At 43.3% G+C, this 17,683-nt stretch carries 20 protein-coding genes and 1 tRNA gene; 16 read left to right on the forward strand and 5 right to left on the reverse strand.

Features of this window, described 5'->3' with window-relative positions; all coding sequences use genetic code 11:
- The 5 genes from PSI14_RS03095 to PSI14_RS03115 form a co-directional block, all read left to right on the forward strand.
- Positions 1-384 (forward strand): phiTE_072 family protein (locus tag PSI14_RS03095; protein WP_503016450.1); only part of this gene is annotated, 384 nt, incomplete at its 5' end.
- Complete coding sequence (locus PSI14_RS03100) at positions 338-763, forward strand: zinc-finger-containing protein (protein WP_273574366.1); 426 nt, start codon at positions 338-340, stop codon at positions 761-763. The genes PSI14_RS03095 and PSI14_RS03100, both read left to right, overlap by 47 nt.
- A complete protein-coding gene (locus tag PSI14_RS03105) occupies positions 760-1,029 on the forward strand; it encodes a hypothetical protein (protein ID WP_273574367.1) in 270 nt (89 codons plus the stop codon). Before PSI14_RS03100 ends, PSI14_RS03105 begins: the two co-directional genes overlap by 4 nt.
- The gene (locus PSI14_RS20120; RefSeq protein WP_273574368.1) at positions 1,026-1,517 is read left to right on the forward strand and encodes a helix-turn-helix domain-containing protein; all 492 of its coding nucleotides are present in this window, start codon (positions 1,026-1,028) and stop codon (positions 1,515-1,517) included. The genes PSI14_RS03105 and PSI14_RS20120 overlap by 4 nt, the downstream gene beginning before the upstream one ends.
- Positions 1,418-2,557, forward strand: coding sequence for a tyrosine-type recombinase/integrase (locus PSI14_RS03115; RefSeq protein WP_273574580.1), 1,140 nt, complete (start codon positions 1,418-1,420; stop codon positions 2,555-2,557). The genes PSI14_RS20120 and PSI14_RS03115 overlap by 100 nt, the downstream gene beginning before the upstream one ends.
- Before the next feature lie 15 nt (positions 2,558-2,572).
- Here PSI14_RS03115 and PSI14_RS03120 read toward each other — a convergent pair.
- A tRNA-Arg gene (locus PSI14_RS03120) sits at positions 2,573-2,649 on the reverse strand.
- A 190-nt stretch (positions 2,650-2,839) separates the two neighbouring features.
- Here PSI14_RS03120 and folD point away from each other — a divergent pair.
- The 3 genes from folD to sra all read left to right on the forward strand — a co-directional run bounded on the left by folD (position 2,840) and on the right by sra (position 4,454).
- Entirely contained in the window at positions 2,840-3,715 is an 876-nt protein-coding gene (folD, locus tag PSI14_RS03125) for a bifunctional methylenetetrahydrofolate dehydrogenase/methenyltetrahydrofolate cyclohydrolase FolD (RefSeq protein WP_273574369.1), read from the forward strand.
- Positions 3,715-3,927, forward strand: coding sequence for a ribosome-associated protein YbcJ (ybcJ, locus tag PSI14_RS03130; RefSeq protein ID WP_273574370.1), 213 nt, complete (start codon positions 3,715-3,717; stop codon positions 3,925-3,927). Before folD ends, ybcJ begins: the two co-directional genes overlap by 1 nt.
- 290 nt (positions 3,928-4,217) lie before the next feature.
- Positions 4,218-4,454: a stationary-phase-induced ribosome-associated protein gene (gene sra, locus PSI14_RS03135; RefSeq protein WP_273574371.1), complete on the forward strand. Its 237-nt coding sequence runs from the start codon at positions 4,218-4,220 to the stop codon at positions 4,452-4,454.
- A 148-nt stretch (positions 4,455-4,602) separates the two neighbouring features.
- On the opposite strand, the gene cysS is transcribed toward sra, so the two are convergent.
- Complete coding sequence (gene cysS, locus PSI14_RS03140) at positions 4,603-5,985, reverse strand: cysteine--tRNA ligase (protein WP_273574372.1); 1,383 nt, start codon at positions 5,983-5,985, stop codon at positions 4,603-4,605.
- A gap of 272 nt (positions 5,986-6,257) precedes the next feature.
- On the opposite strand from cysS, the gene ppiB reads away from it, so the two are divergent.
- The 4 genes from ppiB (at position 6,258) to purK (ending at position 9,359) form a co-directional block, all read left to right on the forward strand.
- Positions 6,258-6,752: a peptidylprolyl isomerase B gene (ppiB, locus tag PSI14_RS03145; protein ID WP_273574373.1), complete on the forward strand. Its 495-nt coding sequence runs from the start codon at positions 6,258-6,260 to the stop codon at positions 6,750-6,752.
- Positions 6,753-6,796: 44 nt separating this feature from the next.
- Positions 6,797-7,519, forward strand: coding sequence for a UDP-2,3-diacylglucosamine diphosphatase (locus PSI14_RS03150; protein ID WP_273574374.1), 723 nt, complete (start codon positions 6,797-6,799; stop codon positions 7,517-7,519).
- Positions 7,520-7,743: 224 nt separating this feature from the next.
- Entirely contained in the window at positions 7,744-8,268 is a 525-nt protein-coding gene (gene purE / locus PSI14_RS03155; protein ID WP_273553289.1) for a 5-(carboxyamino)imidazole ribonucleotide mutase, read from the forward strand.
- The gene (purK, locus tag PSI14_RS03160; RefSeq protein WP_273574375.1) at positions 8,265-9,359 is read left to right on the forward strand and encodes a 5-(carboxyamino)imidazole ribonucleotide synthase; all 1,095 of its coding nucleotides are present in this window, start codon (positions 8,265-8,267) and stop codon (positions 9,357-9,359) included. The genes purE and purK overlap by 4 nt, the downstream gene beginning before the upstream one ends.
- Positions 9,360-9,424: 65 nt before the next feature.
- Here purK and PSI14_RS03165 read toward each other — a convergent pair whose 3' ends face one another.
- Positions 9,425-10,039, reverse strand: a complete 615-nt coding sequence (locus PSI14_RS03165) for a riboflavin synthase subunit alpha (RefSeq protein WP_273574376.1) — start codon at positions 10,037-10,039, stop codon at positions 9,425-9,427.
- Positions 10,040-10,545: 506 nt separating this feature from the next.
- On the opposite strand from PSI14_RS03165, the gene PSI14_RS03170 reads away from it, so the two are divergent.
- Genes PSI14_RS03170 through PSI14_RS03180 form a run of 3 tightly spaced genes read left to right on the forward strand, consistent with a single transcriptional unit; the run spans position 10,546 to position 13,788 of the window.
- Complete coding sequence (locus tag PSI14_RS03170; RefSeq protein WP_273574377.1) at positions 10,546-11,358, forward strand: outer membrane protein OmpK; 813 nt, start codon at positions 10,546-10,548, stop codon at positions 11,356-11,358.
- Between the two features lie 54 nt (positions 11,359-11,412).
- A complete protein-coding gene (locus tag PSI14_RS03175) occupies positions 11,413-12,690 on the forward strand; it encodes an MFS transporter (protein WP_273574378.1) in 1,278 nt (425 codons plus the stop codon).
- A gap of 42 nt (positions 12,691-12,732) precedes the next feature.
- On the forward strand, positions 12,733-13,788 hold the full coding sequence (locus PSI14_RS03180) for an LLM class flavin-dependent oxidoreductase (protein ID WP_273574379.1): 1,056 nt from the start codon (positions 12,733-12,735) through the stop codon (positions 13,786-13,788).
- A 96-nt stretch (positions 13,789-13,884) separates the two neighbouring features.
- Here the strand turns inward: PSI14_RS03180 and ybbP are convergent, their stop codons facing one another.
- Positions 13,885-16,317, reverse strand: a complete 2,433-nt coding sequence (gene ybbP, locus PSI14_RS03185) for a putative ABC transporter permease subunit YbbP (protein WP_273574380.1) — start codon at positions 16,315-16,317, stop codon at positions 13,885-13,887.
- On the reverse strand, positions 16,314-17,000 hold the full coding sequence (gene ybbA, locus PSI14_RS03190) for a putative ABC transporter ATP-binding protein YbbA (protein WP_273574381.1): 687 nt from the start codon (positions 16,998-17,000) through the stop codon (positions 16,314-16,316). Before ybbA ends, ybbP begins: the two co-directional genes overlap by 4 nt.
- Here ybbA and tesA point away from each other — a divergent pair.
- Positions 16,971-17,603, forward strand: a complete 633-nt coding sequence (gene tesA / locus PSI14_RS03195) for a multifunctional acyl-CoA thioesterase I/protease I/lysophospholipase L1 (RefSeq protein WP_273574581.1) — start codon at positions 16,971-16,973, stop codon at positions 17,601-17,603. The genes ybbA and tesA overlap by 30 nt on opposite strands.
- Positions 17,604-17,683 lie beyond the last annotated feature (80 nt).

The raw sequence follows: 17,683 nt of genomic DNA on the forward strand, positions 1-17,683 counted from the left end.
CCTATCACTACGCTGCTGTGCGGCGGGAGGCATTTTATGCATATCGAAACATCAAATGTTGTGAAACTGCAAATTACGGATGTACCGAGACATGACCCTATTCATGTTTATTTGGAAGACTACGCCGACGGTCAGGGGAGAATAACTATCTCTGAATATGGTGAATCATGGACAGCGTATTGGGGAGCGATGGGCGGTTCGCTATCCGATTTTATTCTCAAAGCTGATAACGGATACATCATCGGATATCTGGATGGCGTACTAAAAATGCGTAGTCAAAAATACAAATTTATGGACTCTCGTCTAAATGCCGTGAAAGAAGCATTAAGGAGATTGCATGTACACACCGTGGAACCCCAATCCAAAAGCAATCCTCAGAGTTAACGACCCCTACCCCATTCCGACACACTGTCGATATTGCGGCAGGCACGTGATGATTGAGCATCACCTGAACGTATTTAAACGCATTCATGATAACCGCTGGCCGTGGTTATACCACTGCTGGACATGTGGTGCGCGTGTCAGCATTCACCCTGAAACGGATATTCCGATGGGGACATTGGCAGATAAACCGACACGCAGCGCCAGAGCATTAGCTCATCGGTATTTCGATGATGTAGTTAGGAGTCGTAATTTGGAGCGCACGGAGGCGTACCGATGGTTAGCAAAACAACTGGAAATCAGTTTCAACGAATGTCATTTCGGCTGGTTTGATACTGAGATGTGTAATAAAGCAGCGAATATATGCAGGGGGTTTAGGTGAGAAATAACATAGAATACGCAATAACAGGCGTTCATGATTTAACAGATCCGACAGATCGATATGAATTAGAAAATCCAGTATGGGATGATTCGTATCCCGATTATTTGGCTGAGGAATGTGCGGAATATTATTATTATAACGAGGATTGGGATAGTAAGAATTGGCCTATTGAGATAACTGTATTTAATAATGGTGAATCATTAGGAGTGTTTAGTATTGAGTTGTATCTGGAGCCTGTATTTTCAGCAACGAGGAAAAAACAATGACTAATTTTACATCACTGGCAGACGGTGGCGAATTATCCCGTGAGGCGTGGGATGATTTTGTTAAACGATTGGAATATCAACACACGGTGCATTCTGTAGCAAGGAGTGCGGGGAGGATTATGAGCGGATTATTCGGAAGGAGATTAAGAATGGAAATCGAAGATGACATATGGGACACAAAAGAAGCCGCAAAAAAGCTGAAAACAACACCAAGGACAGTTGCCTACCTAATATCTACTGGAGCTATCGAAGGAAAACGGGTAGGTAAGGGGTACAAAACAACAAAATCAGCAGTTCTTGCTTATATTAATAGCCCGATGCAAACTCATATAGCGAGCGAGGGTGGTCGTAATGGAGTGAAATCATGTCAATCACCCAAAGAGAAGGAATATGGCACTGTCATTTCTTTACACCGTCAGGAAAGAGAATTAGGAAATCTCTTGGCACGAGGGACAAAAAGCAAGCACAGGAGTTGCATGACACGTTAAAGGCAGAGGCATGGAGAGTTGACCAGCTTAATGATCTGCCTACTCGCACCTTTGAGGAATGTTGTATTCGTTGGCTTAGGGAAAAAGAGCATAAGAGATCATTGAATGATGACAAAACGAAAATTGAATTTTTCCTACAACATTTCTCTGGTCGAGATATCTCAACAATAACAGCGGATGAGGTTTATGATGCTGTTTCAAAAATGAAAAATCGCAAGCACTACCAGATTTGGGAAAGCAAACGTGATGCCGCATTAAGGAAAGGAAGAAAAACTCCTGTGTATGAGGCGATCCCTGTTAGCCAGGCGACGAAAAGCCAGCATTTATCATTCTTTAGATCGCTGTTACGAGCAGCGGCTAATGAATGGAACTGGATAAAATCAGCGCCGGTTATTAAAACAAAAAAACCAATTAGTAAGCGTATCAGATGGCTAACCAAAGATGAAGCAGCAAGGCTAATAGAGTGTATGCCTGAAAGCATGAAGCCAATTGTTATCTTTGCGTTAGCAACCGGACTTAGACGCTCCAACATTATCGACCTAGAATGGCAACAGGTCGATATGCAAAGAAAGGTGGCATGGATAAACCCAGAGAACGCCAAGGCTGGCAAAGCAATAGGTATAGCTCTCAATGATACTGCATGCCGAGTACTAAGGGATCAGATAGGCAAGCATTCCAGATGGGTATTTGTTCATACAAAAGCAAAGCATAGGCCAGATGGAACTCTAACACCTACGGTTAGAAAAATGCGAGTTGATGATAACAATGCTTGGAACTCAGGATTGAAGCGAGCAGGAATAGAAGATTTCCGCTTCCATGATCTGAGGCATACGTGGGCTAGCTGGCTGGTTCAGTCAGACGTTCCATTGTCAATTTTGCAAGAGATGGGCGGATGGGAATCAATCGAAATGGTGAGGCGATATGCTCATTTAGCGCCTAATCACTTAAGCGAGCACGCACGTAAAATTGACTTACTTTTTGGAGATAACGACACAAATACGACACAAGGAGAAAATCAGGTAGGATTAAAACTAGCTTAACTTATTGATTTTAAATGGTACGCCCTACAGGATTCGAACCTGTGACCTACGGCTTAGAAGGCCGTTGCTCTATCCAGCTGAGCTAAGGGCGCATTATGGTATGCAGAATAAGAAACATCACTAATGCGTTAATGCAGCACCGGATTATACGGGCATAATGGAATGAGTCAATGGGCTTTTCGTTCATATGCTCATTTTATGATTACCAATAAAACTGACAGGCGGTTCATGTTCTGACAAAATAGCACTTATTCCTATACTTGATGATGGAATCTTAAATACATGTCAGCAAAAATTATTGATGGGAAAACGATTGCGCAGACAATCAGAAGCGAAGTTGCAGAAAAAGTCAGGCAACGTGTTGCAGCCGGAAAACGAGCACCGGGTCTTGCCGTCGTTTTAGTGGGCGAAAATCCCGCTTCTCAAATTTATGTCGCAAGCAAACGCCGCGCCTGTGAAGAAGTCGGTTTTATGTCACGCTCTTATGATCTGCCTGATACCACCAGCGAAGCCGAATTACTCTCCTTAATAGATAATCTAAACGCCGATACTGAAATCGACGGTATTTTAGTTCAACTCCCTCTGCCTGCCGGCATTGATAATGTCAAAGTATTGGAACGTATTCACCCCGATAAGGATGTGGATGGTTTCCACCCTTATAATATCGGCCGTCTATGCCAACGTGCCCCAAAACTGCGCCCTTGTACTCCCCGTGGGATTGTAACTTTGCTTGAGCGCTGCAATATCAATACTTATGGGTTAAATGCGGTTATTATTGGTGCTTCTAATATCGTTGGACGCCCGATGAGCCTTGAATTGTTGCTGGCAGGCTGTACGACTACGGTAACGCATCGCTTTACCAAAAATTTACGCCAGCATGTTGAACAAGCTGACTTACTGATCGTCGCGGTCGGTAAACCAAATTTTATTCCCGGTGAGTGGATTAAACCTGGCGCGATTGTGATTGATGTCGGCATTAATCGACTGGAAAATGGCAAAGTCATTGGTGATGTAGATTTCGATAACGCGTCCGAACGCGCAAGTTGGATCTCCCCGGTGCCCGGTGGTGTTGGCCCGATGACCGTTGCAACATTAATTCAAAATACCTTGCAGGCTTGCGAGGAATATCATGATGTAGATACAACTGAAGGTTACTAATGGAAATTTTTTGTTTAGATGGTCACCCTTATGTCGAATTATGTGATTTGCTGAAACTTCAAGGGTGGTGTGAAAGTGGGGCTGCGGCAAAAACAGTGATTGCAGAAGGTTTGGTGGAAGTCGATTCTCAAGTTGAAACCCGTAAACGCTGCAAAATTGTTGCCGGTAAAATGGTCACTTTTAATGACGAATCCGTTCGCGTTGAAGAGTAACTTAGTGGGATTGCATCCCCGCTAACGTCCTTCAGAAAAACGGTATGTTATACCCAAATATATCTCAAGTTGCAGCCAACAAAGCTGCAACTTGAAACTCCAAGAATCAATCCAAGAAAAATATTAAACGTCTAATGATATCGATATTTCTGACAGTAAATTTATCCGGTTTTACCCGCAGGATATGTGACATTGACGATGTCTTGATAAACAATTATGTCAGCAATGTTTTGGTTTTCTAATAAGTTGCTATACTGAGAGGCTTACGTACAACTGAAACGGAGTTAATTATGTTAAGTAATAGAGCTGCAAGAAGGTTGTTGGGTTTGCCTTATAAATTAAGTAATTCTAAACGTCGAGTAAAAATTTCTCTTCTCAATTCTGCTTCCGGTGATAATACACATCAAGTACCAGAGCATCTGAGTAATTCCTCTTTTGTTTCCATGAAACGGGACTCAGCTTCTGGAAAAGTCACCTATTACGCTGTAAATGCTTTTTATCCTGAGTATCTAAACGCTCATCGATAAATCTGCCGATTTTTATTCTGCTCATATATACAACACAGCTAGGTATTTATACAACACAGCTAAGTATTGCAGCTAAAAATATCGTTATGAAAGTGTAAATTCGATAAAAAAACTGAACCGCCCATCTAAGGGGCGGTTCTGGAATAAATTACTTACGGCGCCATATTGTTCCTTGTGGCCCATCTTCCAACTCAATTCCCATTTCACTTAACTGGCCGCGTGCCGCATCAGCCAAAGCCCACTCTTTATTTTTACGAGCATCGTTACGTTGTTTGATTAGCGCTTCGATTTGGGCTACGTCATCGTCTGCCTGTGCTCCACCTTGCAGAAAATGTTCTGGATCTTGTTCCAAAAGACCGAGAATACCCGCTAAATTACGCAGTTCAGCAGCCAGACCATTAGCTGCTGCCATGTCTTCTGCCTTCAGGCGGTTCAGTTCACGCGCTATGTCAAACAGGACTGAATACGCTTCCGGTGTGTTGAAATCATCGTTCATTGCTTCAGTAAAACGGGCTTCAAACGCTTCTCCACCAGCAGGTTGAGCAGATTTATCTGTACCACGCAGGGATGTATACAAGCGCTCAAGGGAAGTACGCGCTTGTTTCAGGTTCTCTTCCGTATAATTCAACTGGCTGCGATAGTGGCCGGACAGCAGGAAATAACGCACGGTTTCAGCATCGTAATATTCCAGCACATCACGGATGGTAAAGAAGTTGTTCAATGATTTGGACATCTTCTCTTTATCTATCATAACCATACCGGAATGCATCCAATAATTGACGTAAGGACCATCATGAGCGCAAGTTGATTGTGCAATCTCATTTTCATGGTGCGGGAACATCAAATCAGAACCACCACCATGAATATCAAAATGGTGACCCAGCGCCTTGCCGTTCATTGCGGAACATTCAATATGCCAGCCCGGACGGCCTGCACCCCACGGAGACTCCCAGCTCGGCTCACCCGGCTTGGACATTTTCCACAACACGAAATCCATTGGGTTACGTTTTACATCTGCCACTTCAACACGGGCACCAGCCTGCAATTGTTCCAAATCCTGACGGGAAAGCAGTCCATAATTAGGATTGGTGTCAATGGAGAACATGACATCACCATTCGCGGCAACATAAGCATGACCACGCTTAATCAGCTCTTCCGTAATTTCAATGATTTCTGGGATATGTTGTGTTGCACGAGGCTCTAAATCCGGACGCAAGAGATTCAATGTATCAAAGTCACTGTGCATTTCTGCCAACATGCGTGTGGTCAAATCGTCACAGCTTTCCTTATTTTCGGTTGCACGTTTGATAATTTTGTCATCAACATCAGTAACGTTACGGACATACGTCAGATCATATCCCAGATAACGCAGGTAACGGGCAATAACATCAAATGCAACGAATGTTCTGCCATGACCGATATGACACAAGTCATAAATGGTAATGCCACACACGTACATGCCCACTTTCCCTTCGTGAATCGGCTTAAATTCTTCTTTTTGACGGCTGAGAGTATTGAAAATTTTTAGCATCAGTGGGTTTTCCGTAAAAATTGATGTACGTGTAATAAAATCAAATGAGTTGATTGATTATAGGCTTCTTTATCAGCGTCATAAATAAACGAGGCATAGAGAAGTCAGGTGAGGTATTTCACCTTGATATGCAATGCTTTGCAAGTACCACAAGCCACCTTATTCTGATGCAGCCCAGAGTACTGACTCAAAATCTGAGATGTGATATAACAACGGTTGTTCCGAATCCCCTAAATACGGGGTTAATCAAAACTATTATTAGGATTTTTATTATGGTGACTTTCCACACCAACTTTGGCGATATCGTAATCAAAACATTCGCTGATAAAGCACCTGTAACTGTTGAAAACTTCCTGAGTTACTGTTCTGAAGGTTTTTATGACAACACAATTTTTCACCGTGTTATCAATGGCTTCATGATTCAAGGCGGTGGCTTTGAGCCAGGCATGAAGCAGAAAATGACTAAGGATACGATTAAGAACGAAGCCAACAATGGCCTGAAAAACAACCGTGGCACTCTCGCAATGGCGCGTACCAATGATCCACACTCTGCAACTGCCCAATTCTTCATTAACGTTGTGGATAACGATTTCCTGAACTTCCGTTCAGAGCGTCCAGATGGATGGGGTTATTGTGTATTTGCTGAAGTCGTTGATGGCATGGATGTGGTTGATAAAATCAAAGGTGTTTCCACTGGCCGCAGCGGTATGCACCAAGATGTACCACGTGAAGATGTGATCATTGAACGTGTGACTGTCAGCGAATAATTACTGTCAGAGAATAGTTACTTCAGAGAATAATTAATCGTTACATGAGTACACTGTTTATTGCAGATTTACATCTTAGTGAACAAGAACCGGCAATCACTGCCGGTTTTCTGCGTTTTTTACGTGAAGATGCAATTCATGCTGAAAGTCTTTATATCCTCGGTGATTTTTTTGATTACTGGATTGGTGATGATGATCCCAACCCACTACACACTAAAATCGCCCAAGCACTTAATGAACTGAAACAAAAAGGTATTCCTTGTTATTTCATTCATGGCAATCGTGATTTTTTGCTTAGTTCCCGTTTTGCCGGAGAGAGCGGCTTGATCCTGCTACCACAGGAAAAGGTGCTGGAATTGTACGGTAAACGTATTCTGATTTTGCATGGCGATACCCTATGCACTGATGATATCGGCTATCAGCAGTATCGTAAGCGAGTACATACTCCGTGGATACAGCGGTTATTCCTGTTTCTCCCTTTATTTATCCGCTTGAAAATTGCGGCCAAAATGCGGGCGGGCAGCCAATACGCCAACAGCCAAAAATCCAAATCTATTATGGATGTCAATCAAGAAGCTGTTATCGAGCATTTCAAAAAGCATCAGGCAGATTGGATAATTCACGGGCATACGCATCGCCCTGCAATACACGATATTCAACTTGGCGATAAAGTTGTACATCGTGGTGTATTAGGAGCATGGCATGACCAAGGTTCAATGTTTAAAGTCACAGAAACGTCCATTGAATTGATATCCTTCCCTTTGTGACTACTCCCCGCCCTATCGGGCGAGGCTTCTCACTTCACAGGCCGCTGCTTGTGCCTAAGCTATTTTGCTTATTTTGGAAAAATCCACAAACCAATCGACGCAAACGTTTTCCTTGTGCAATTAGCGTGATATGATCCGTCATCTGAAATTTCATCTTTGTTCTGGTAGACACCCCATACAGGAGCATCTGATTTATGACGTCCAGTCCTGATCCCACAACAGCTATGACTTCTACAACAGAAATAGAGCACCAGCACCACGCCAAAATTGCCATCGTCATGGGTTCGAAAAGCGACTGGGCAACGATGCAACATGCAGCCGATATTTTGACCTCTCTTGCTATTCCTTTCCATGTTGAAATTGTTTCAGCACACAGAACACCGGATAAACTTTTTCATTTCGCAGAACAGGCGAAAGAAAACGGTTTTGATGTGATTATCGCTGGTGCAGGTGGTGCGGCACATTTACCGGGAATGTTGGCAGCCAAAACTTTAGTGCCTGTGTTTGGCGTTCCGGTACAAAGCGCTGCGCTTAGCGGTGTCGATAGCCTGTACTCTATTGTGCAAATGCCAAAAGGCATTCCTGTTGGCACATTGGCCATTGGTAAAGCAGGAGCAGCAAATGCCGCATTGTTGGCAGCCCAAGTGCTGGCTTTGCATGACAGCGCTCTGTTTCAACGTTTGTCAGATTGGCGCAATGAACAGACACAAACTGTCTTGGATAATCCAGATCCACGGGAGGATGCATGAAGCCCGTTTGTGTACTGGGAAATGGTCAGTTAGGCAGAATGTTGCGTCAAGCAGGTGAACCGCTGGGGATCACTGTTTATCCTGTTGGGTTGGATGCCGAGCCGGAAGCTGTGCCTTATCAAAGCAGCGTAATCACCGCAGAAATTGAGCGCTGGCCAGAAACCGCATTAACCCGGGAGCTGGCGCATCATAAGGCTTTTATCAATCGCGATATTTTTCCACGACTGGCTGATCGTTTGCCACAAAAACAGCTCATGGACACATTGGGCCTGGCAACCGCACCGTGGAAACTGCTTTCCACCCCCGACCAATGGTCCCAGCTATTTACGGAGTTAGGGGATTTCATCATTGTGAAACGCCGGACAGGCGGTTATGACGGACGTGGGCAATGGCGTATCCGGCCGGGTGATGAAACAATTCTTCCGCCAGAAGTTTACGGTGAATGTATTGTAGAACAAGGCATTCCGTTTTCGGGAGAAGTATCTCTGGTTGGTGCCCGTAATGCCAAAGGTGAATCAGTCTTCTATACACTGACTCACAATTTGCATCAAGAAGGTATTTTGCGTACCAGTGTTGCTTTGCCTGATTCTGCCGATCAGCAATTTCAACAACAGTTTCAACAAAAATTTCAACAACAAGCAGAGAAGATGCTGTCCGCCATTATGAATCACCTGGGCTATGTGGGTGTTATGGCGATGGAATGCTTCATTGTTGGCGAGAATTTATTGATCAATGAACTGGCTCCACGGGTTCACAATAGTGGTCACTGGACACAAAACGGGGCTTCTATCAGCCAGTTTGAACTTCACCTACGAGCGATCTTGAATTTACCTATGCCGCAACCAGAAATATTTGCGCCATCCGTCATGATCAACCTGATCGGTACAGGAATAAACCCTGCATGGCTTAGTTTGCCGCTGGTTCGTTTACATTGGTATGAAAAAGAAGTTCGCCCTGTGCGTAAAGTCGGTCACTTAAATGTGACTCATGCGGATAAGGGGATATTGCAATCTACGTTACAAGAATTAGCGCTATTATTGCCCGCTGAATATCAAAGTGGTCTTGAATGGGCACAATCTAAATTAAACTGACCCCATCATGATCAGCGCAAGGAAGTGGTAATGATTGACCACTTCCCTCCCTGTTTCATTGATGATCATGCTGTTCTTGACAGGGTTCTGGACAGTGTATCCACAATTGTTCTTGTCGTTTGATCTATTTCATAATTGAGGAAATTCCCCACCTTAATCTTGCTGAGGTTGGTCATTCTTAACGTTTCCGGGATCAGGTTTAAAGCAATCGTCTTATTTTCTTCATCAATATCATTGATTGTTAAACTACAACCATGCAACCCAATAAAACCTTTAAGGAAAAAATATTTAATATTATCTTGAGGGATTTGGATAACTAATCGGTAAGTCTCACCTATGGCGTTAAACTCTATGACTTCAGCTATTCCTTCTACATGCCCATAAAGACTGTGCCCGCCATTTTCTTTATGCATCTGGTGTGATCGCTCGACATTAACTTCATCGTCAATCGAGAGAAATTTTAACGTTGTGGTCTCTGCTGTAAAATCAGAAATATCAAAATAAACGCTATCCTCACTAAATTGGGTAACGGTCAAGCATGTGCCATCTATTGCGACACTCGCTCCGACTGTAACATCATCTAAAAAACGGTGGTTATTACTGATTTCCAGAGTGCTAAATCCATTATTTTTATTAAGTGATAATACACGCTCTTTACCTTGTACTATGCCTGTATACATGATATTTCCCTTGTTCCAAACAGTATGCTACAAAATTAATTTTGTTACATATTACCTTTTACATTTAAATTTTCCATAATAAATCCAAAAGATATACAAAATTCTTTTTACTTCGTAATTTATATAAAATAAACATCACAAGTATAATTAAATAAACTTTTATAAATAAAAATATTGATAGCCTACGTGATTCATAAAATCACCCAATACATAAACTATAATTTTTACAAATCACTTTTCTTTATATAAATCTTAAGGAAAACATACCCAATACTTCGCAGATAAAAAATAACATGCAATTTAAAATGCATTGAATACAAATAAAAACATCAATAAATAATAACGTTCTCTATATTATCTAAAGAATATTACATCACTAACCTTAAGGTAAGCTAAACCGCCTTCAGGAACTGCCTATTTTCTTTTAAGTAATAGACAATTCGTTCAATTTTTTATATACCCTTCATCTTAAAATCAATGTCGATAAGATAACAAGGAGACACCAAGTGCTATTGCGAAGGAAACAGGAAATCAATAACATCTTGAGGTCGATTACAGCCACAACTGTGGGTTTATCTGCTATTTCACTCTATTTTCTTCTCTCAACACCTGTGCAAGCAGAAGGTTTTGTCAATTTTCAATCCATCGATACCAGCCTTTACTTCCAATTCGAAAATAAGATTGATCCTCAAAAAACCATTTCCCCCATTGTAGAAGCCTTTGGTGATTACAAGATTGGTGATATGTATGTCTACAGCATTTGGCAAAATTCTCTGCAACATGACTACAAAGGCGATAAAAGTACCTATTACTATAAATTTGTACCAAGACTCAGTGCCAGTAAAATCACAGGCTATGATCTTTCCTATGGCCCATTAAAAGATGTGCTGTTTGCTCAGTGGATAGCTAAAACCAAAAATGTAAAATACGACTATTTCCCCGGTATCAGTCTTGATTGGCAAGTGGGTGGGTTCAGTTGGTTGCGTACTATTTTTTATTTTGAAAATAATGCCCAAGGAAATTGGAACGATCAGCGTATCCATATTGATTATGGTATTCCTTTCAGTAATCAACTGGGGGATTTCCGCGTTGTAGGAACTTTCGATTATACACTGGGTTTAGGTGATAACCCCGAAATGATCGATTTCAAACCTGAACTGCATTATGACTTAGGGAAAAAATTAGGGTATCAAGCTGGTCACCTGTGGACAGGTGTTGTCGTAAATCCGGTCAAAAATAAGTACAAAATAAAAGATACATCTGACTTTCGTACGAATCAATTTAGCTATGGGGTGTTTATTCGATACAGCTTTTTCTAATAAACACATAAAATAGTGCCGTTTTTAATGGTTTATATCCTTGATGGGGTCACAATGTCCATTCAACACGACAAATTCGGGCGTACTTATCAGTGGTTTTTGCTGATACTTTTAGGCATGGTCTATTTTTTATCCACAGCAACAACCTTTACGTCATTGGGTGTTGTCCTACCCAGTATGATTAATGAACTGGGCTGGAGTTGGACAAATGCGGGTTTAGGCTTCACGCTGCTTGGCCTGACTTGCGGGCTATCCAGTTTTCTGCCAACGGTATTCATTCGTAAAGTTGGCGTTCGTTTCACTCTGTGCGTCGGTCTGCTGATTTTTCTGGCTGGTTTCTACAATCTCTATCACACACACACTATTTCATCATATTTTATTGGTGCATCTTTAATTGGTGTCGGTTTTACCTTTTTGGCGACTGTGCCGGGTACTTATGTGATTTCACGGCTATATGAGAAACAATCCCTTGCTTTTGGTTTCTACTTCACAATAGGGGGATTGGGGGGCGTGGTCGGCCCGTGGATCTACTTTCTGGCAACCCGGGTTTGGGGAACATGGCGAATGCATTGGATGATTTCCGCTATTGCCCTCTCCATTTTCGTTATCCTGACAGTTATTACTCTTCAGGAGGGAAAACGGGAAGTCGCCCATGCCAAGGCCATAAACCAAAAACATAACAATCAGGATAATCCCAGCATTTATCGTACCAAGCAACGCTGGACGGCACATCAAGCACTGCGGACATGGCAGTTCTATGTAATTGCTGCAACTTACACCGCATTTTTATGGTGTGGTATTACAGTCAATAGTTTTGCGGTTGCCCATATTATTGAAAATGGTTTCAGCGAAGCCATCGCTGCTGGGTTACTAAGCACAATGGCCTTTATCAATGCGTTTTCCCGATTGGCAGGTGGTGCAGTCGGAGAGTGGGTAGATCCGAAAAAATTACTGATTGGTAGTCTGGCTATCATCATTCTTGGTTTAATTGCACTGAGCATTGCCTCTTCATGGCCATTCTTGATTGCGTTCACGGTGTTTGTCGGGATGGGATATGGCATGACTTTCCTCGCTTCCAGTGTATTGCTGGCGAACTATTTTGGCCGCAAGCCTTATCTGGAACTGTTTTCCATCATGAACCTGTTTTCCACGCTGGCGTGTCTGGCTCCTTTTTTTGCTGGTACTATCAAGGATTATTCAGGCAGTTTTACTTCAGCATTCTTAATTATTGCTATCCCCGTATTTGTTGTTCTTGTCGTAACATTGATGATGAAACCACCTGCTCAGAAAATGGGAAAACACTCACTCAAAGATACTCAATTTACTGAATAGGATAAAAATGAACTGAAACAACGTACAAACAAGGAAATAGTGATGTCAAAGAAAGAGTTCGGCGTATTTCTGCCCATCGCCAAAGGTGGATGGATCATCTCCAAAAACACGCCACCGCTGGATGCGTCTTATAAACAAAACCGTGAAGCTGCCATTTTGGCCGATCATATTGGTCTTGATTTCATTATGTCCATGGGAAAATGGCGCGGGTTTGGCGGTGAAACAGATCATTGGGGTTGCTCACTCGAATCTGTCACGATGATGGCTGGCATTGCCGAAGTTACTCACCGCGCAAAATTGATCGCCACTGTTCATGCCGGGCTGCATAATCCGGCTGTTACCGCCAAAATGATCGCTACCTTGGATCACATTAGTCAAGGTCGTGCCGGGCTGAATATTGTTTCAGGTTCATTCCGGGATGAATTTGAACAAATGGGGGAATGGGATGATAGCCTGAACCATGACCAGCGTTATGCCATGACCGAAGAATGGACTCAGTTGATTAAGCGTCTTTGGCGTGAAAAGCAAGTAGACCATGATGGCACTTACTTCCATTTGAAGCAGTGCGTTTCTGAACCTAAGCCTCTTTCCCTTCCTCGTCCTTATCTTGTTTGTGCTGGTCAATCCGAGCAAGGGCTGCGTTTCAGTGTACGCCATACCGATGTATGTTTTATCGGTGGCAAAGATGAGACAGAAACCCGAAATATCAGTTTAACCGCCAAACGCATCGCCGCTGAATACAACACAACAACCAAAACATTCTGCATGTGTACCGTGATTTGCGCTGAAACAGATGCCTATGCTGAAACGCTCGCCCAATTCTACCGCCAAGGTTTGGATATAGAAGCCGTCAAAAATATGATGCACAGTTTTGGGGTCGATATGGATGGAAAAAGCAATGCGATGGTAGAACGTTCGCAAAATGCTTTTATGACCCATACCGCCATTGGTACACCGGATACCTGTTACAGACAATTGACAGATTTAATGCGTCATTGTGATTTGGATGGTGTGATGTTAATTTTCCCCGATTACATCAAAGGATTAACAATTTTTGGGGATCAGATCCTACCCAGATTAAGAGCGGAATTTGCCTGATAATATCCAGTTTTTCAAATGATAAACCTCGTTAAAATAACGAGGTTTATTTTTAATGGGTTTATTTTTAACGGGTTTATTTTTATATAGTGAGAATTATTCAGGCAAACGCCGATATTGTCCTTGTTTCCGCAATAGCCTAACGCCCAACCAACCACCGCATATAGAAAGCAATAAGCTACTGATGATGGGAAGCAGAAGCCACATTAGCCATTGTGGTTGCCATGGGAAATCAAAGACTTGAGTCTGCAACAACCAAAGTGCGATTTCTGCACCAAATGCCGCCGCCAAACCTGCCATAAAACCAAGCAGAGCAAATTCACTCCATAATGTACGACGCAAAAGTTTTTTGCTCGCTCCCAATGTACGGTATACCACCAATTCAAGTTGTCGTTGGTTCATCCCGACCTGAATTTGTGCCAATAAAAGCAATCCGCCACAAGCCATTACCAGAACAACCATAATTTCCAAAGCCTTGCTAACTTGCTGCAAAATGCTTTGTACTTGCTTGATTATCGAACCAATATCCAGTATGCCAATGGTCGGGAAATGACGGTTAATTTCTGTTAACAGCCGTCCATTGCCTTCATAATGAAAGCTGGTCAGCCACGTTCTGGGCTGATTTTCCAACGTTTCTTTAGCAAAGATAAAAATAAAGTTTGGATTTATACTTTCCCAATCCACCTTGCGAATACTGCTTACTGTGGTGTGAAACGTTCGGGTATCGCCCGTGAATGTAAGCCTATCTCCCAGCTTGATTTTCAATCGTTCAGCAACGCCTTGCTCTATGGAAACTTCGTTCGGTTTGGGAGGCCATGTTCCCGTGCTCAGAGTATTAAACGGTGGTAATTCTGTTTTCCATGTTAAGTTCAGTTCACGACTCACGGTCGTACTGTTAGGATGTTTTTTAGCCGCCCATTCAATCGCAGATTGTCCATTCACTTGTGTCAACCGCGCCAATATTACAGGATAAAAATCGGTAGGCTTCACCTGATATTTGGACAGCAAATCGTTAATTTGAGCAATTTGTGGTTGAGTCATGTTAATCAGGAAATAGTTCGGGCTATCCGGCGGCAATTGCTGCTGCCATCGACTCAATAAATCGCCCCTTGCCATAATAAGTAAAGCCAGCAACATAAATGACAGGGAAAATGCCGCTAATTGGGTCATAGTCTGAAATGGCCGACACAACAACCGATTGACCGCCAGACGCAGGCTTAACTGGCGGAATGTCACACGGCGCAGCAACCATAATCCTACCCATCCCAATAGCGCCAAAAACAACGCAACAATCGGCACTCCTGCCAATAATGACCATAACAAAGGCTGAGCACCTGCCAATAATACCAATCCCCCTGTTATCATTAACGCCATCACAGGCAAATAATAACGCAATGGCCAGATAGACGCTGTTACATCACTTCTCAATACCCGTGAAGGCTGAGTAGCCATGAGTTGGCGATACGGGCGAATGCCCACCAATATAGCAATACCAAACAGGGTTCCGATCGCCCATACCCACGGCCACATTCCTGCTGCTGGCAACACCTTAGGTAACATCTCAGCCAAAATTCGAATCAATGCCGATTCAAAAACCAAGCCTAAAGTGGAGCCTACCACTATGGCAGCAAGCAATATTACCAACCATTGTCCAAGTATCCATTGGCGCAAAGCCCAACGTCCTGCCCCCAGTGTTTTCAGGATGGCAATCAGGTTATGCCGACTGCGGCAATAATGGGTCATGGAAACAGCCATCGCAGCGACAGCAAGCAGCAATGTCAACAAAGCTGATAACAGTAAAAATTGCTGGGCGCGTTCAATGGATTGCGCCATTACGACATTATCCTGTTTCAATGTCAGCCAGCGTTGATCCGCTTTTAGTTGTGGTTCAACAAACTGCTGGAATGACTGAGTGGCGGCAGGAGAACCCGCAAACATATAACGGTAAGTCAAGCGGCTGCCGGGTTGAATCGCTCCCGTTGCCTGAGCATCATCAATATTGATTAAAATTCGGGGCGAAATCTGGAAGGGACTGAAACCGCTATCAGGCTCTTGCAGCAATTCTCCGCTAATTTTCAACTTGGCATCTCCCACGTCAAGATTATCCCCAACCTTAATCCCCAACAACGTCAGTAATCTCGGAGCCACCAACACAGAACCCTTCTCTGGCTTTAACCCACGCGGATCGGTTTCCAGTTCTCCATATAGAGGATAACGCTCATCTGCGGCTTTTACCTGAGCCAGTTGTGGAATATCTCCCGCATACGTCATGGTCGAAAAAGAAATTTGGCGACTCAGTGTCAATCCCAGCTCTTGTGCCCTGCTCAACCAAGTTTCATCAACCGGATACGCAGCCTTTAAGACAAGATCCCCTGCCAAAAAATCACTGCTTTGATAATGCACACTCTGATCAATGCGATCACTGATACGCCCTAATGCCAGCACGCAGGCCACCGCCAATGTCAGGGATAACCAAACAATCAGAAGAGATGGTGTTCGCCATTCACGCCAAAACCAGCGCCAGATCATGCTTCCTCCCGCAATTTGCCATCCACCAGACGTAAACGACGCTGACAACGGGCAGCAAGTTGATTGTCATGGGTGACCAAAATCAAAGTAGTCGCGTAATCATGATTGAGAGAAAATAATAAATCAGCAATGCGTTCACCTGTCTGGCGATCAAGGTTGCCGGTTGGTTCATCAGCAAACAAAATTTTGGGGAGGGTACAGAACGCCCGAGCCAAAGCCACCCGCTGCTGCTCACCACCCGAAAGTTGAGCTGGCATATGTTTCAGGCGCTTTCCCAATCCCAACTGTTCGAGTAATTCAATAGCCTGTTCACGACTTTGGTGTTCCGGTTCGCCGCGCAACAGCGCCGGAAGTTGAACATTCTCCAGCGCATTCAAGGTTGGAATCAACATAAACGATTGAAAAACAAAACCCACATTTTCTGCCCTTAACTGCGCCCGTTGTTCTTCATTCATGCGGCTGATATTCTGTCCCAACAGGTGGACTTCTCCCCTGCTGCCATCATCCAATCCAGCAATAATCCCCAGAAGTGTTGACTTCCCTGAACCTGATTCGCCAATGAATGCAATTGTCTGTGCTGGCTCGACAACCAACTCAATACCCTGCAATATATTAATTACCTGTTCCCCTTGGCCTACATGTTTAGTGAGATGATGAACTTCAAGAATACTTTCTACAGCCATGTATTTTTCCTTTTATTGTTGGTGCTATGCAGTGCCAGAGCGACTGCTGCGGATACTTTGCTGATATTGGGAGATAGCCTCAGTGCCGGATACCGTTTGCCGGTTGAGCAGTCGTGGCCTGCGTTGATGGCAAAACAATGGCAACAAGCTGGTAAAAAAACTGTCATCGTTAACGGCAGTATTAGTGGCAATACTGTATCGCAGGGTCTCGAACGTTTGCCTGAATTATTGAAGCAGCACAATCCCAAATGGGTTCTGATAGAACTTGGCGCGAATGATGGACTGCGTGGTTTTCCCATTCAAAAGATAGAACAAGATTTGCAACAGAGTATTATTTTGATCAAACAGGCCAGCGCACAACCGTTGTTAATGCAAATCCGAATTTCCCCTAATTACGGAAAACGTTATACCGAATCCTTTGCAAAAATTTATCCTGCGCTTGCTGAACGCAATCAAATTCCTCTACTACCCTTTTTTATGGAGCACGTTGCTATCAAACCAGAATGGATGCAAGACGACGGGCTGCACCCTAATCAATCTGCACAATCTTTTATTGCTGATTGGATGTCCAACAAATTGTCAGCATACATCAACTATCCTTAAGAAAAGCATTAACTATCCTTAAGAAAATCATTCCTAATAGTAAATCATTTATTTCCATAAATTGATGCAGATAACAGGTA

It is taken from the genome of Xenorhabdus anantnagensis (genome assembly GCF_028598555.1).
Lineage (GTDB): Bacteria > Pseudomonadota > Gammaproteobacteria > Enterobacterales > Enterobacteriaceae > Xenorhabdus > Xenorhabdus anantnagensis.